Here is a 14,092-nt window from a genome sequence, read left to right on the forward strand (position 1 = left end):
GATGCGGGTCAGTCGCGGCTGCCGCCTGCGATGCCGAGCAAGGCCAGCAGGTTCACGAACACGTTGTACACGTCCAGGTAGATCGCGAGCGTGGCGGTCACGTAGTTGGTTTCACCGCCATTCACCACGCGCTGCACGTCCACCAGGATGAACGCCGAGAAGATGCCGATAGCGATCACGGACAGCGTGATCATCAGCGCCGGCAGTTGCAGCCAGATGTTGGCCAGGCTGGCCAGGATCAGCAGGATCACGCCGACGAACAGGAACTTGGCCAGGCCGGAGAAGTCACGCTTGCTCACGCTGGCAATGGTGGCCATCACGCCGAAAACGGCTGCGGTACCGCCAAAGGCGTACATGATCAGTGCAGGGCCGTTCGAGAACGACAGCGTGAAGCTGAGGATGCGCGCCAGCATCAGACCCATGAAGAAGGTGAAGGCCAGCAGCAGGACCACGCCCATGCTGCTGTTCTTGGTCTTCTCAATGGCGAACATGAAGCCGAAGGCGACCGCGAGGAACAGCACGGCCGACATCATCGGGCTGCCAGCGATCATCGCGGTGAATCCAGTGACCACGCCGATCCAGGCGCCGATCACGGTTGGAATCATCGAAATGGCCAGCAGCCAGTAAGTATTGCGAAGGACCCGGTTGCGGACGGCTACATCAGTGGCGCTCGCAGCACTATTGCCGAAACCATAGGTATTCAGCTTGTTGTTCATGGTGACTCCTGTCATCAGATATCAGTGAGGCGCCGGGGCAACCCGGCCAGCACAGCGCCAATGTGGCATCGCGCCCGCGGATTTGCAAGGGGGCTTTGTATGGACAATATCCCCGTTCAATAGTTGTTTTCCGAAAACGCAAACATTTGACGGGGTCTACGCGCTTCCGTTCCCGCGATTTCCGGTCGATAAGTTACTTATGGATATCTTTTTGCCCAGTGGTCTGCGGCGTCGGGCGCGCCTGGAAATGCATTGGCAGGCATGTTCGAAACCGCCATGCGGTCGTGCTAGAATTGCACGTTTAATCCATTTGTAACCCCTTCATTTTTCGGAGTTTTTCATGGCGATCGAACGCACCCTGTCGATTATCAAGCCGGATGCTGTGGCCAAGAACGTTATCGGCCAGATCTACGCCCGTTTCGAGGCCGCCGGCCTGAAAGTCGTTGCAGCCAAGATGGCTCACCTGTCGCGCGGTGAAGCCGAGCAGTTCTACGCTGTTCACAAGGAGCGCCCGTTCTTCAAGGATCTGGTGGACTTCATGGTTTCGGGCCCGGTCATGATCCAGGCTCTGGAAGGCGAAAGCGCTATCGCCAAGAACCGCGACCTGATGGGCGCCACCGACCCGAAGAAGGCTGAAAAGGGCACGATCCGCGCCGATTTCGCCGACAGCATCGACGCTAACGCCGTGCACGGTTCGGATGCTCCGGAAACGGCTGCCGCGGAAGTGGCTTTCTTCTTCCCGGGCATGAACGTTTACAGCCGCTGATTGTCTCTGACATCACGACTGAACCTGTAGTCAAGTTGGAACTGCCGTCATGAACAATCTCGTCAACCTGCTCGATCTCGACGCGGACGCGCTCACCGCCTATTGCGGCGAGCTCGGCGAGAAGCCATTCCGTGCGCGGCAGTTGCAGCGCTGGATCCACCAGTTTGGAGCCAGCCACTTCGACGCCATGACGGATCTCGCCAAGTCGCTGCGCGAAAAGCTCGCGACGCGTGCCGAGATCCGCTCGCCCGCTGCCATTTCGGACAATACATCGTCCGATGGCACGCGCAAATGGCTGCTCGACGTGGGGGACGGTAACGCGGTGGAGACGGTGTACATCCCCGAGGACACGCGCGGCACGCTGTGTGTGTCGTCGCAGGCGGGGTGCGCCGTCAATTGCCGGTTCTGTTCGACCGGCAAGCAAGGTTTTTCCCGCAATCTCTCCACCGGTGAGATTATCGGCCAGCTCTGGATGGCCGAGTTCGCGATGCGCGCCCAACTGGGTCGCGGCCCCAAGGACGAGCGTGTCATCTCCAATGTGGTGATGATGGGCATGGGCGAGCCGCTGCTCAACTATGACGCGGTCGTGCCGGCCATGCGGCTGATGCTCGATGACAATGCGTACGGCCTGTCGCGCCGGCGCGTGACGTTGTCCACGTCCGGCGTGGTGCCGATGATGGACCGCCTGTCGAAGGACTTGCCCGTGGCGCTGGCGGTTTCGCTACACGCCTCGAATGATGCGCTGCGCGACGTGCTCGTGCCGCTCAACCGCAAGTACCCGCTGGCCGAGCTGATGGCGGCTTGTCGCCGCTACCTGGAATTCGCCCCGCGCGATTTCATTACTTTCGAATACTGCATGCTCGATGGCGTCAACGATGGCGTCGAACATGCGCGGGAACTGTTGAAGCTTGTGGCCGACGTGCCGTGCAAGTTCAACCTGATTCCGTTCAACCCGTTCCCGGAATCGGGGCTGAAGCGCTCGAACAACGAGCAGATTCGCCGCTTCGCCCAGGTATTGATGGATGCGGGGATTGTCACGACGATCCGCAAAACACGAGGCGACGACATCGACGCCGCGTGTGGCCAGCTTGCTGGCGAAGTCATGGATCGTACCCGTCTGGCCGAGCGCGGCAAGTTCGGCAAGATCACGCCACTGGTGCCGGTGGCTGACGCCGGCGCCCCTCGGGAGGCCCGTCCTGCATGACCCGTCTGATCGTTGCTGCCCTGCTCGGGCTGATGCTGTCCGCCTGTTCGTTGCCGCCTGCACCCGCCCAGGACATCAAGACCGCTTCCGATCAGACTCCGGCCGACAAGCGCGCCAGTATCAGGCTGCGCCTGGCCACGCAGTACCTTGAGGCGCGCCAGTATTCGGTGGCGCTTGACGAGGTCAAGCAGGCCATCAATATCGATCCGACGCTGGTCGACGCTTATCACGTTCGCGCGCTGATCTACATGGGCATGAACGAGACCGCCCTGGCCGAGGACAGTTTCCGCACCGCGCTGAGCATGCGCGACAGCGACCCGGATGTGTTGAACAACTACGGCTGGTTCCTGTGTCAGAGCAACCGCTATGCAGAGGCGAAGACCATGCTGCAGCGCGCGGTGCAGGCACCGTCCATCAATGGCCCCGTCAAGCCGTTGACGAACCTGGGCGCTTGCGAGATGCGCAATGGCGACCTGATTTCGGCGCAGAAGAGTCTCCAGACGGCCTATGGCTACGACCGCAATGATCCGGCGTTGCTGACGAACCTCGCGCAGCTCAGTTTCCAACGCGGGGAGATGCCGCAGGCCAGGGACTACGTTGGCCGCGTCAACAGCAGCCGCTTTGCCAGCGCGCAATCCCTCTGGCTGGGTGCGCGCATCGCCCGCCGACAGGGCGATACCGAAACACAGAACGCACTCACGGCACAACTGCGCAGCCGGTTCCCCGACTCGCGCGAGTTGACCGCATACGAGAGAGGAGCTTGGGATGAGTGAACAAGAGCGCGCCGACAGCCAGGCCGCGACGACGGGTCACGTCGGCGGTGGCGCGACAGACTCCGACCGCGAGGCCGTTGCCCGCGAGATCGGGGCGAAATTGAAAGACGCTCGCGAGGCGCAGCGGCTTTCTTTGGAAGATGTCAGTGCACGACTGAAGGTGGCAGCGTCGAAGCTTGTCGCCATCGAGTCGGGCAATGTATCGAGCCTGCCCGATGTGACGTTCGCCAAGGGTGTGATGCGTGCTTACGCGCGGGCGCTCCAGGTGAATATCGACGGGTTGCTGGGGCGCTATCACGCGCAGGCTCAGGCCACGCCGGTTACCGGGATCACGCAGCGTCATGAGGGCGCACTCAATCAGGCTTTCGACGATCGCAATCGCTTCGGTTCGAAGGGTACTGGCGGTGGTGCCGGTGGGCGCTGGGTCTGGCTGGTTTGCGTGCTGGCCTTGATCGGCGTTGGTGGATATTTCGGCTTTGATCATGCCAAGGCATGGGTCGAAGCCCGCAGCAAGGCCGCGGCCGAGGCCGAGGCGCCCAAACCGGCTGTTGTCGAGGAGCGGGCCCAGGAGCAGAGCAATAACGATGGCACGGTGAGCGCAGCGTTGCCGCCGGTGATGACCGGCAACGACTCGCCAGCACCGTCCGAGACTGCCTCGGCATCAGCTGCGCAGTCCGTGGCAGTCACGCCGGCTCCGACTACCACGTCGGCGGGTTTGCCGATGGTCACGGGTGGAGAGGCGCCCGCTGAGGCGGCAAAAACGCCAGCCGCTACGCCGGCTGCCACGGTTCCCGCTGCGCAGGACGATAGTGCGGGTGCTGTGCGGATCCGTTTCTCGGCCGATAGCTGGTATGAAGTACGAGACCGCACCGGCAAGGTCATTCTCGGCGGTACGGCCAAGGCTGGCGATACCGTGTCGGGTGGTGGTGCGGGCGGGCCCTACAAGGTCATTCTCGGGAATGTGAAGGGCGTTGAGTCGCTGACGCACAATGGTGCCGCAGTGAACTTCCAGGCGTCCAACCGGAATAATGTGGCCCGCCTGACCCTGCAGTAATGCGCTGCGGGTGGCGCGGTCAGCCATGCAAGAAAAGGTGGTAATGCAATGAACCAGAATGCTTTCCAGCCCGTGATCCCGGGCCCGCTGCCGCGTCGCATTTCGCGCCAGGCCAGTGTTGTGTGGGGCGACAACATCGTGACGATCGGCGGCGGCGCGCCAGTGCGCGTGCAGTCGATGACCAACACCGATACGGTGGATGCCATTGGCACCGCAATCCAGATCAAGGAACTGGCACGCGCCGGTTCGGAGATCGTCCGTATCACGGTGAACACGCCGGAAGCCGCCGCGGCCGTGCCGGCGATTCGCGAGCAACTCGACCGTATGGGCGTGAGTGTGCCGCTGGTGGGTGACTTCCACTACAACGGCCATACCCTGCTGCATGACTATCCCGAGTGCGCGCAGGCGCTCTCGAAGTACCGGATCAACCCCGGCAATGTGGGCAAGGGCGCCAAGCGCGACAAGCAGTTCGCCGAGATGATCGAGATGGCGTGCCGCTACAACAAGCCGGTGCGTATCGGCGTGAACTGGGGCAGCCTGGATCAGGATCTGCTGGCACGCATCATGGACGAGAACGCCCAGCGCGCCGAACCGTGGCCCGCGCAAAGCGTGATGGTAGAGGCGCTGATCACGTCGGCGATCGAGTCGGCCCAGAAGGCCGAAGAGATCGGTTTGCCGGCCAATCAGATCATTCTGTCGTGCAAGGTATCGCAGGTGCAGGAACTGGTCGCGGTGTACCGCGAGCTGGCGCGCCGCTGCGACTATGCGCTGCATCTGGGTCTGACTGAAGCCGGCATGGGCAGCAAGGGCATCGTTGCGTCGACGGCTGCGCTGTCGGTGCTGCTGCAGGAAGGTATCGGCGACACGATCCGGATTTCGCTGACGCCGGAACCCGGCGCGCCGCGCGAGAAGGAAGTCTACGTCGGTCAGGAAATCCTGCAGACGATGGGGCTGCGCAACTTCACGCCGATGGTGATCGCGTGCCCGGGTTGCGGCCGCACCACCAGCACGACGTTCCAGGAACTGGCGGCAAGCATCCAGTCGTATCTGCGCGAGCAGATGCCGGTCTGGAAGACGGACTATCCGGGCGTGGAAGAAATGGATGTGGCCGTGATGGGCTGCATCGTCAACGGCCCTGGCGAAAGCAAGCACGCCAACATCGGTATTTCGCTGCCGGGTTCGGGCGAATCGCCTGCGGCGCCGGTGTTCGTGGACGGCGTCAAGGTGAAGACCCTGCGCGGCGAGAACATCGCGCAGGAGTTTCAGGCGATCGTCGACGAGTATGTACGTTCGCACTACGGTCCGGGCGCGAAACAGGCTTCACAAGAAGCGGTGGCCTGATCGATTCGGCGCCATCGCGCAAGGATCGGGCATCACCGTAACAACAAATCAGACATGAGCGAAGACAAGACGAAGGCCGCCAAGGCACTGCAGGGCGTGAAGGGCATGAACGACATGCTGCCCACTGACGCCCCGCTGTGGGATATGTTCGAAAGCGCGGCGCGCAGCATGTTGCGCGCCTATGGCTACCAGCAGATCCGCACGCCGATCGTCGAGCATACCCAGCTGTTCGTGCGCGGTATCGGCGAGGTCACAGACATCGTCGAGAAGGAGATGTACTCCTTCACCGATTCCCTGAACGGCGAGAATCTGACGCTGCGTCCGGAAGGCACCGCCGCGGCCGTGCGCTCGACGATCGAGCATAACCTGCTGTATGACGGTCCCAAGCGTCTCTGGTACATCGGTCCGATGTTCCGTCACGAGCGTCCGCAGCGCGGCCGCTATCGTCAGTTCCACCAGCTCGGCGCGGAAGCACTCGGCTTTGCCGGCCCTGACGTCGACGCGGAAATCATCCTGATGTGCCAGCGCCTGTGGGACGACCTCGGGCTGACCAACGTCCGTCTGGAACTGAACTCGCTGGGCCAGGCACACGAGCGCGCCGCGCATCGCGAGCAGCTCATCAAGTACCTGGAAGGCTTCCAGGACATCCTCGATGAGGACAGCAAGCGTCGTCTGTACACGAACCCGTTGCGCGTGCTGGACACGAAGAATCCGGCGCTGCAGGAGATGGCCGCCAATGCGCCGAAGCTGATCGATTTCCTCGGGGAAGAGTCGCTCGCGCACTTCGAGGGCGTCAAGAGGATCCTGCTTGCCAACAATATTCCGTTCAAGATCAACCCGCGTCTGGTGCGCGGCCTGGACTACTACAACCTGACCGTGTTCGAGTGGATCACGGACAAGCTGGGTGCCCAGGGCACGATCGCCGGCGGTGGCCGTTATGACCCGCTGATCCAGCAGATGGGCGGCAAGCCTGCGCCGGCATGCGGCTGGGCAATGGGCATCGAGCGGATCATCGAACTGATCCGCGAAGAAAACCTGGTGCCGGATGTGCAGGGCTGTGACGTCTACATGGTCCACCAGGGTGAATTGGCGAACCAGCAGGCAATGATCGCCGCCGAACGCCTGCGTGACGCCGGGCTGGACGTGGTCCTCCATGCTACGCCGGACGGCAAGAGCGGGAGCTTCAAGTCGCAGATGAAGCGTGCCGATGCAAGTGGCGCATCCTTTGCAGTTATCATTGGCGACGACGAAATCGCCGCAGGCACGGTGCAGGTCAAGCAACTGCGCGGCGGCAATGCGGCCGAAGGTGGCCAGCAAACCACTGTGCCGGCCGAGCAGGTTGTCGAATTCATCATCGACGCGATGGTCGATGAGATCGAAGGCGACGACGAGCAATAATCTGCCGTTCCCTATCGCAGCACCCGGTCGTTGTCCCTGACGGCGGCCGGTTATATTCAACCTAAGCAGGTAACTGCCTCGACATGGCTTACGATCTAGAAGAACAGGAACAGCTTGAGAGTCTCAAGGCCTGGTGGAAACAGTATGGCAACGCTGTCACCTGGGCGTTGATTGTCATCTTGCTCGGGTTGGCTGCCTGGAGTGGTTGGGGTTACTGGCAGCGTGTCCAGGCGCGCGATGCGTCGATGCTGTATGAGCAGGTCACCAAGGCTGCGGAAAGCCGCGACGCCGACCGCGTGAAGCGCGCCGCTACCGACCTCGAAGAGAAGTTTGGTCGTACCGCCTATGGCCCGATGAGCGCGTTGGTTGCGGCCAAGGTGCTGTACGAAGCCGGTGATCTGGCTGGCGCCAAGACCCAGCTCCAGTGGGCGATCGACCATGGCGGTGACGACTACGCGCCGCTGGCCCGTGTGCGCATGGCTGGCGTGCTGCTGGACGAGAAGGCCTATGACCAGGGTCTGGCGCTACTGAAGGACGAGCCGGCCGCGCCTTACGCTGCGCTGTTCGCAGACCGTCGTGGCGATCTGCTGGCCGCCCAGGACAAGCGCGAGGAAGCGCGTACCGCCTATCGCAGCGCGCTCGACAAGCTCGGCAGCGGTGAGGCGGCCATGCGCCAGATCATCCAGTTCAAACTCGATGCGCTGGGCGCGGCCTGAGCGGCCCCAGTTCCTCACTAAGGATTGCACCGTATGACGTCATTGCTTCGCGTAGCTGCCACCCGCACGATCGTTGCCGGCACCTGCCTCGGCCTGCTGGCAGGCTGCTCGCTGTTCAGCAAGGAAAACAAGCATCCGCCCACGGAGCTGAAGCCGATTGCAGCGACGCTGTCGGTCAAGCAGGCCTGGAAGGCCGACGTGGGCAAGGGTGGCCCGTACGTGATGTCGCCGGTGGCGTCGGGTAATACGGTTTATGTGTCGTCGAACGGCGGCACCGTGCTGGCGCTCGATGGCGCAACCGGTCAGACGCGCTGGAAGGCGAAGACGGATCTGGACTTGACGTCCGGTCCCGGCACCGACGGTACGGTAACGGCCGTGGCGGGTGAAAAGGGTGCGATCTACGCGTTCGACGCCAGCGGCAAGCAGATCTGGAAGAAGCAAGTCAACGGCGAGGTGCTGTCGGCTCCGCTGGTTGGCAACGGTCTGGTGGTCGTTCGTACCACCGATACGCGCCTGATTGGCATGGATGCCACGACGGGCGAGCGGCGCTGGATCTATCAGCGCACGCAGACCCCGCTGAACCTGCGTGCCGCCATGGGCATGGTGTTCGCCGGCGACGGCATCGTCACCGGCTTCCCGGGCGGCAAGCTCGGCGTGCTTGCCCCGGCCAATGGCGCGCTACGGTGGGAAAGCACCGTGTCGTACCCGAAGGGCGTCTCGGAGATCGAGCGTCTGAACGATGTGACCGGCATGCCGGCCGTTAATGGTCGCCAGGTGTGCGCGACGACGTTCCAGGGGCGCGTGTCGTGCCTGGAACTGACCAACGGCCAGCCGCAATGGGGCAAGGATTTCTCGTCGCCGAGCGGGCTGGCACAGGATGATACGTCGCTGTATGCCAGCGACGAGACGTCGGCGGTGTACGCGTTCGATCGCCAGAACGGTAATGAACGCTGGAAGAACACTGAGCTGCGGTATCGTAGTCTCGGCGCGCCCGTGGCCGTGGGCCGCTCGGTGGTGGTGGGCGACTTCGAGGGCTTCGTTCACTTCCTGTCGCGCGAAGACGGCAAGATCCTGGCCCGTATGAAGACCGACGGCAGCGCGGTTACCGCAGCGCCGGTCATGGCCGGTCAGACCCTGGTGGTCCAGACCCGCGATGGCGATATTTACGGCTTCGTGCCGGACTGATCGCCAGCGCACGTAACGCACCCAAGGCCGCCCGTGCCCCTGTCGCGCGGGCGGCGCCAATCCGGTAGCATGATCCCTGGTCGTGCCAACAACTGCGGAATCGGGCCCAAGGCTCCGGTTCCGCCGACAGGAAAAGCGGCCAGACGTGCATAGGCACGGTGGTTGTCGGATCAACATGACTCCGGAATAGCTGGGGGACGGCGAAAGCCTCCCCCTGTTTCCGTTTATTGAATGAAACCAGTTATCGCACTCGTCGGCCGGCCCAATGTAGGGAAGTCGACGCTATTCAATCGCATGACCCGCTCGCGCGACGCGCTCGTCGCCGATTTGCCGGGCCTGACACGGGACCGCCATTACGGCGAGGGCCGTATCGGCGATCGCCCCTTCATCGTGATCGATACCGGGGGGTTCGAGCCGGTGGCCAAGGAAGGCATCGTGGCCGAAATGGCCAAGCAGACGCGCCAGGCCGTGGTGGAAGCGGATGTCGTCATCTTCCTTGTCGATGGTCGCCTGGGGCTGGCGCCGCAGGACCGTGTCATCGCGGATTACCTCCGCAAGACAGGTCGTCGCGTGATGCTGGCGATCAACAAGGCCGAGGGCATGAAGTACACCTCGGTGGCCGCGGATTTCTATGAACTCGGCATGGGTGACCCGTACGCGATCTCATCGACGCATGGCGACGGCGTGCACGAACTGGTCGATGAAGCCCTTGACCTGGCCGTTCAGGAGCGTCCGGAGTTGGCCGATCAGGAAGATGCCGGTCAGCACGGCGTCAAGATCGCCATCGTTGGCCGCCCGAATGTCGGCAAGTCCACGCTCGTGAACACCCTGATCGGCGAAGAGCGCGTGATTGCCTTCGATATGCCGGGTACCACGCGCGACGCGATCTATGTGGAGTTCGAGCGCGGCGGCAAGCCATACACGCTGATTGACACGGCTGGCCTGCGCAAGCGCGGCAAGGTGTTCGAAGCGATCGAGAAGTTCTCGGTGGTCAAGACGCTGCAGTCGATCGCGGACGCCAACGTGGTGGTGCTGCTGCTGGATGCCCAGCAGGATATTTCCGAGCAAGACGCGCATATCGCCGGCTTCATTGTGGAGTCGGGCAGGGCGTTGGTGGTGGGCGTGAACAAGTGGGATGGCCTGGACGGCCATCAGCGCGATCGGGTCAAACACGACCTCGAGCGCAAGCTGCAGTTCCTGAGCTTCGCGAACCTCCACTTCGTATCCGCCCGCGAGCGCACCGGCATTGGCGCGCTGCTGCGCTCGGTGGACGACGCATACGCCGCCGCGATGATCAAGCTTCCGACACCGCAGATCACGCGGGTGCTCCAGGAAGCGGTGGAGTTCCAGCAGCCGAAGCGCGTGGGTGTGTCCCGTCCGAAACTGCGCTACGCGCACCAGGGTGGTTCAAATCCACCGATCATCGTTGTGCACGGGAATGCGCTGTCCGGCGTGACCGACGCGTACCGGCGCTACCTCGAGAACCGCTTCCGCACGGCGTTCAAACTCAAGGGAACACCGCTTCGGATCGAATTTCGTACGAACAAAAACCCGTACGCCGACTCGAAGGATTGACCAGGAAAAGGGACAGGTTTTGCCGCCAAGTTTCGTTTGCGTTCGTTTGGAACTGCGGCTAAATTCACGGTAGCGGGGAAACCCTGCTCGTAGATGCCAGCCTGGTACCGTTTTTGATCTTTTTTTGGCGCATCTTGCGCCAACTGGCTTGAACCGGGGATTTTCGTCCCCATGATCCATCACTAAATCTATAAATTTGGAGTGTGCCATGAGCAACAAAGGGCAATTGCTACAAGACCCGTTCCTGAATGCGCTGCGCAAAGAGCATGTGCCAGTTTCCATCTACCTCGTCAATGGCATCAAGCTGCAAGGCAATATCGAGTCGTTCGACCAGTACGTCGTCCTGCTGCGTAACACTGTGACGCAGATGGTTTACAAGCATGCGATTTCCACCGTCGTGCCGGCGCGCGCCGTCAATTTCCGCGTGGATGATTCTCCCGAGAGCTGATTTTTCCTCTCCCATGGGCGGCCGCATCTCCGTGCGGCCGTCGCATCGCGTGCCTCGGCTCATCAGCCGTCTTTTCCGCCCGGAACGGGCGAACCCATCCGCCGCTTCCCGCTTGCAACCTGAACCTGTCCCGAGCCTCACGGCGTCCGGGGGCTGCAGGCTGCGCCAGCGCGGCCAGATTTTGTCTTAACCACGATTCCTTCGGCGCACTGCGTCCACCCGCTTGCAACCCAGAGCTACCTCCCAAACCGAACCGACCCGCGCCATCCTGGTTGGCGTCGACTTCGGCAAGCATGACTTCCAGGAAAGCCTTTCCGAACTGGCGCTGTTGACGACCACGGCCGGCTCGGTGCCTGTGCACACGCTGACCGGCAAGCGTTCGCGCCCCGATCCGGCGCTGTTCATTGGTTCCGGCAAGGCCGAGGAACTGCGGCAGGCCGCTGACGCGCTGGATGCCGATGTGGTGGTGTTCAACCACGCCTTGAGTCCTGCCCAGCAGCGTAACCTGGAGCGATTCCTGGGGCGCCATGTGATCGACCGAACCGGTCTGATCCTGGATATCTTTGGTCAGCGCGCACAGAGCCACGTCGGCAAGGTGCAGGTGGAACTGGCGCAGGTGCAGTACCAGGCGTCGCGCCTGGTTCGCGCGTGGAGCCACCTGGAGCGGCAGAAGGGTGGTATCGGGATGCGCGGCGGCCCTGGCGAGCGACAGCTCGAACTGGACCGGCGGATGCTCGATGATCGCGCCAAACGGCTCAAGTCCGATCTGGCGCGCCTGCAGCGCCAGCACCATACCCAGCGCCGCGCCCGCGCCCGTAATGACACGCTCAGTATCTCGCTGGTCGGATATACGAACGCCGGCAAGTCGACGCTGTTCAATGCGCTGACCAAGGCGCGGGCCTATGCGGCCGATCAGCTTTTTGCCACGCTCGATACGACCTCGCGCCGCCTGTTTCTCGACGGATTCGGCAATGTGGTGCTGTCCGACACTGTCGGGTTCATCCGGGATCTGCCGACACAACTCGTGGCGGCGTTCCGCGCCACGCTCGACGAGACCGTGCATGCCGACCTGCTCCTGCATGTGGTCGACGCATCGAGTCCGGTGCGCCACGAGCAGATTGAACAGGTCAATCGTGTACTCGCCGAGATCGACGCCTCGGACATTCCGCAGATCGTGGTCATGAACAAGATCGATGCGGCACCTGAGTTGCTCGAACTCGGCCCCCGTATCGAGCGCGACGAAGACGGTGTTCCAACGAAGGTGTTCGTCTCCGCCCGGGATGGCCTGGGGCTGGACGGTCTCCGCGAGGCCATCGTCGAGATGGCCCAGTGGCTGTCGTCGCGGCCGGAGGCCCCGGCCCCTTATGATCCAAGGCTGGAAGGGCTGCAGCCCGCCCAGGATGGGGAGCCGTGGGACGTCGATGACGAACCAGATACCCACCAGCAAGGTGCCAATTGATCGTTTTTGAACGAGAATCCCCGCCCAATTGGGGATTCTGGGCAAAAGTGATCAAGATGGCTGCTAGAATCCCTCTGATCCAAACTTCCCGGACCCGTGCTCTTCATGCCCCTGTTCCCTCGGAATCCTGACCCGCACATCGTGCCAGGCAGCCGCGCCCTGCGGTTTGCGCGCTGGCCGCGCCTGCGCGCCATCTTCTCGCTGAACGACCCCCGCTGGGGCCGCAACGGACAGGACGATGAAGACAAGGACAATAGCCGCCAGCAAAACCAGCGCCCTCAGGACGGCCCGCCCGATCTCGACGAGCTCTGGCGCGACTTCAATCGCCGCCTGAACGGCCTGCTGGGCCGCAAGGACAACGGCGGTGGTGGCCAGGGCTTCGGCAGCGGCCCGCGTCCATCGGGCAAGGGCTCGAATGTCGGTATCGGTGTGATCATCGCCGCCGTGATCGGCATCTGGCTGGCCAGCGGTTTCTTCATGGTGCAGGAAGGGCAGACCGCTGTGATCCTGCAGTTCGGCAAGTTCAAGTACTCCACCGGTCCCGGCATCAACTGGCGTATGCCATGGCCGATCCAGTCGGCCGAAGTGGTAAACCTGTCGGCCGTGCGTTCGGTCGAGGTCGGTCGTGCCACGTCGATCAAGGACAGCAACCTGAAGGACTCGTCGATGCTGACGCAGGACGAGAACATCATCGACGTCCGGTTCACGGTGCAATACGACATCCAGGACGCCAGCGAATTCCTGTTCTTCAACAAGACCGACCGCGGTGGTGACGAAGAACTCGTGACGCAGGCCGCGGAGACGTCGGTGCGTGAGATCGTCGGCCGCAACAAGATGGATGCGGTGCTCTACGAGAATCGCGAGCAGATTGCCCAATCGCTGGCCAAGTCGATCCAGTCGATCCTCACGGCCTACAAGACTGGTATCCGCGTGATTTCCGTCAACGTTCAGAGCGTGCAGCCGCCCGAGCAGGTGCAGGCCGCATTCGACGACGTCAACAAGGCGAGCCAGGATCGCGAGCGCGCGATCAGCGAAGGTCAGGCCTATGCGAACGACATCATTCCGCGCGCCAAGGGCGCGGCGGCCCGCCTGAAGGAAGAATCGGAGGCCTATCGTTCCCGTGTGGTGGCGCAGGCCGAAGGTGACGCGGCGCGCTTCCGCTCGGTGCAGACCGAGTATGCCAAGGCACCGCAGGTCACGCGTGACCGTATTTATCTGGAGACCATGCAGCAGATCTACGCCAATTCGAACAAGATTCTTGTCGATGCCAAGTCGGGCAACAACCTGCTGTATCTGCCGCTGGACAAGCTGATGACACAGGTGCCGGGCTCGTCCGCCGCGCCGTCCTCGGCAGCGGCGGGCACGAATGCGCCGGCGGTACCGGATGCGACCACACCGGATATCCGGTCACGTGAGTCGATGCGCAATCGCGACCGCGACATTCGCTAAGGAGACCC

Annotated in this window: 13 protein-coding genes; 12 read left to right on the forward strand and 1 reads right to left on the reverse strand. The window is 62.6% G+C overall.

All coding sequences use genetic code 11. The features are described 5' to 3' along the window. Positions 1 to 8 precede the first annotated feature (8 nt). A complete protein-coding gene (locus tag B2246_RS07510; protein ID WP_008643750.1) occupies positions 9 to 716 on the reverse strand; it encodes a Bax inhibitor-1/YccA family protein in 708 nt (235 codons plus the stop codon). A 340-nt stretch (positions 717 to 1,056) separates the two neighbouring features. Here B2246_RS07510 and ndk point away from each other — a divergent pair, with 340 nt between their 5' ends. The 12 genes from ndk to hflK all read left to right on the forward strand — a co-directional run bounded on the left by ndk (position 1,057) and on the right by hflK (position 14,084). After that, positions 1,057 to 1,482: a nucleoside-diphosphate kinase gene (gene ndk / locus B2246_RS07515; RefSeq protein ID WP_008643751.1), complete on the forward strand. Its 426-nt coding sequence runs from the start codon at positions 1,057 to 1,059 to the stop codon at positions 1,480 to 1,482. Between the two features lie 49 nt (positions 1,483 to 1,531). Beyond that, positions 1,532 to 2,686 carry a 23S rRNA (adenine(2503)-C(2))-methyltransferase RlmN gene (rlmN, locus tag B2246_RS07520; protein WP_029307560.1) on the forward strand — a complete coding sequence of 385 codons (1,155 nt, stop codon included), beginning with the start codon at positions 1,532 to 1,534 and terminating at the stop codon, positions 2,684 to 2,686. Beyond that, entirely contained in the window at positions 2,683 to 3,459 is a 777-nt protein-coding gene (pilW, locus tag B2246_RS07525; protein WP_186425004.1) for a type IV pilus biogenesis/stability protein PilW, read from the forward strand. The genes rlmN and pilW overlap by 4 nt, the downstream gene beginning before the upstream one ends. Then, positions 3,452 to 4,513, forward strand: a complete 1,062-nt coding sequence (locus B2246_RS07530) for a RodZ domain-containing protein (protein ID WP_186425005.1) — start codon at positions 3,452 to 3,454, stop codon at positions 4,511 to 4,513. Before pilW ends, B2246_RS07530 begins: the two co-directional genes overlap by 8 nt. Before the next feature lie 48 nt (positions 4,514 to 4,561). Beyond that, on the forward strand, positions 4,562 to 5,854 hold the full coding sequence (ispG, locus tag B2246_RS07535) for a flavodoxin-dependent (E)-4-hydroxy-3-methylbut-2-enyl-diphosphate synthase (protein WP_186425006.1): 1,293 nt from the start codon (positions 4,562 to 4,564) through the stop codon (positions 5,852 to 5,854). Between the two features lie 54 nt (positions 5,855 to 5,908). Then, the gene (hisS, locus tag B2246_RS07540; protein ID WP_008643762.1) at positions 5,909 to 7,252 is read left to right on the forward strand and encodes a histidine--tRNA ligase; all 1,344 of its coding nucleotides are present in this window, start codon (positions 5,909 to 5,911) and stop codon (positions 7,250 to 7,252) included. An 83-nt stretch (positions 7,253 to 7,335) separates the two neighbouring features. Continuing rightward, the gene (locus tag B2246_RS07545) at positions 7,336 to 7,968 is read left to right on the forward strand and encodes a YfgM family protein (RefSeq protein WP_008643763.1); all 633 of its coding nucleotides are present in this window, start codon (positions 7,336 to 7,338) and stop codon (positions 7,966 to 7,968) included. Positions 7,969 to 8,001: 33 nt separating this feature from the next. Then, the gene (gene bamB / locus B2246_RS07550; protein ID WP_008643765.1) at positions 8,002 to 9,153 is read left to right on the forward strand and encodes an outer membrane protein assembly factor BamB; all 1,152 of its coding nucleotides are present in this window, start codon (positions 8,002 to 8,004) and stop codon (positions 9,151 to 9,153) included. Between the two features lie 231 nt (positions 9,154 to 9,384). After that, positions 9,385 to 10,728 (forward strand): ribosome biogenesis GTPase Der, encoded by a 1,344-nt coding sequence (der, locus tag B2246_RS07555; RefSeq protein WP_008643768.1) that lies wholly within the window; start codon positions 9,385 to 9,387, stop codon positions 10,726 to 10,728. Between the two features lie 208 nt (positions 10,729 to 10,936). Further along, on the forward strand, positions 10,937 to 11,176 hold the full coding sequence (gene hfq / locus B2246_RS07560; protein ID WP_008643769.1) for an RNA chaperone Hfq: 240 nt from the start codon (positions 10,937 to 10,939) through the stop codon (positions 11,174 to 11,176). Positions 11,177 to 11,399: 223 nt separating this feature from the next. Further along, complete coding sequence (gene hflX / locus B2246_RS07565; RefSeq protein WP_008643771.1) at positions 11,400 to 12,635, forward strand: GTPase HflX; 1,236 nt, start codon at positions 11,400 to 11,402, stop codon at positions 12,633 to 12,635. Positions 12,636 to 12,740: 105 nt separating this feature from the next. After that, positions 12,741 to 14,084, forward strand: coding sequence for an FtsH protease activity modulator HflK (gene hflK / locus B2246_RS07570; RefSeq protein ID WP_008643773.1), 1,344 nt, complete (start codon positions 12,741 to 12,743; stop codon positions 14,082 to 14,084). Positions 14,085 to 14,092 lie beyond the last annotated feature (8 nt).

The sequence above is a fragment of the Cupriavidus sp. UBA2010 genome, from assembly GCF_002335265.1.
In the GTDB taxonomy this organism is placed as follows: Bacteria; Pseudomonadota; Gammaproteobacteria; order Burkholderiales; family Burkholderiaceae; genus Cupriavidus; species Cupriavidus metallidurans.

Coding starts and splice junctions, on each gene's coding strand:
- hflK (WP_008643773.1), top strand. CDS start 12,741: ATGCCCCTGTTCCCTCGGAATCCTGACCCGCACATCGTGCCAGGCAGC.
- B2246_RS07510 (WP_008643750.1), bottom strand. CDS start 716: ATGAACAACAAGCTGAATACCTATGGTTTCGGCAATAGTGCTGCGAGC.
- pilW (WP_186425004.1), top strand. CDS start 2,683: ATGACCCGTCTGATCGTTGCTGCCCTGCTCGGGCTGATGCTGTCCGCC.
- B2246_RS07545 (WP_008643763.1), top strand. CDS start 7,336: ATGGCTTACGATCTAGAAGAACAGGAACAGCTTGAGAGTCTCAAGGCC.
- hisS (WP_008643762.1), top strand. CDS start 5,909: ATGAGCGAAGACAAGACGAAGGCCGCCAAGGCACTGCAGGGCGTGAAG.
- bamB (WP_008643765.1), top strand. CDS start 8,002: ATGACGTCATTGCTTCGCGTAGCTGCCACCCGCACGATCGTTGCCGGC.
- ispG (WP_186425006.1), top strand. CDS start 4,562: ATGAACCAGAATGCTTTCCAGCCCGTGATCCCGGGCCCGCTGCCGCGT.
- der (WP_008643768.1), top strand. CDS start 9,385: ATGAAACCAGTTATCGCACTCGTCGGCCGGCCCAATGTAGGGAAGTCG.
- B2246_RS07530 (WP_186425005.1), top strand. CDS start 3,452: ATGAGTGAACAAGAGCGCGCCGACAGCCAGGCCGCGACGACGGGTCAC.
- hfq (WP_008643769.1), top strand. CDS start 10,937: ATGAGCAACAAAGGGCAATTGCTACAAGACCCGTTCCTGAATGCGCTG.
- ndk (WP_008643751.1), top strand. CDS start 1,057: ATGGCGATCGAACGCACCCTGTCGATTATCAAGCCGGATGCTGTGGCC.
- rlmN (WP_029307560.1), top strand. CDS start 1,532: ATGAACAATCTCGTCAACCTGCTCGATCTCGACGCGGACGCGCTCACC.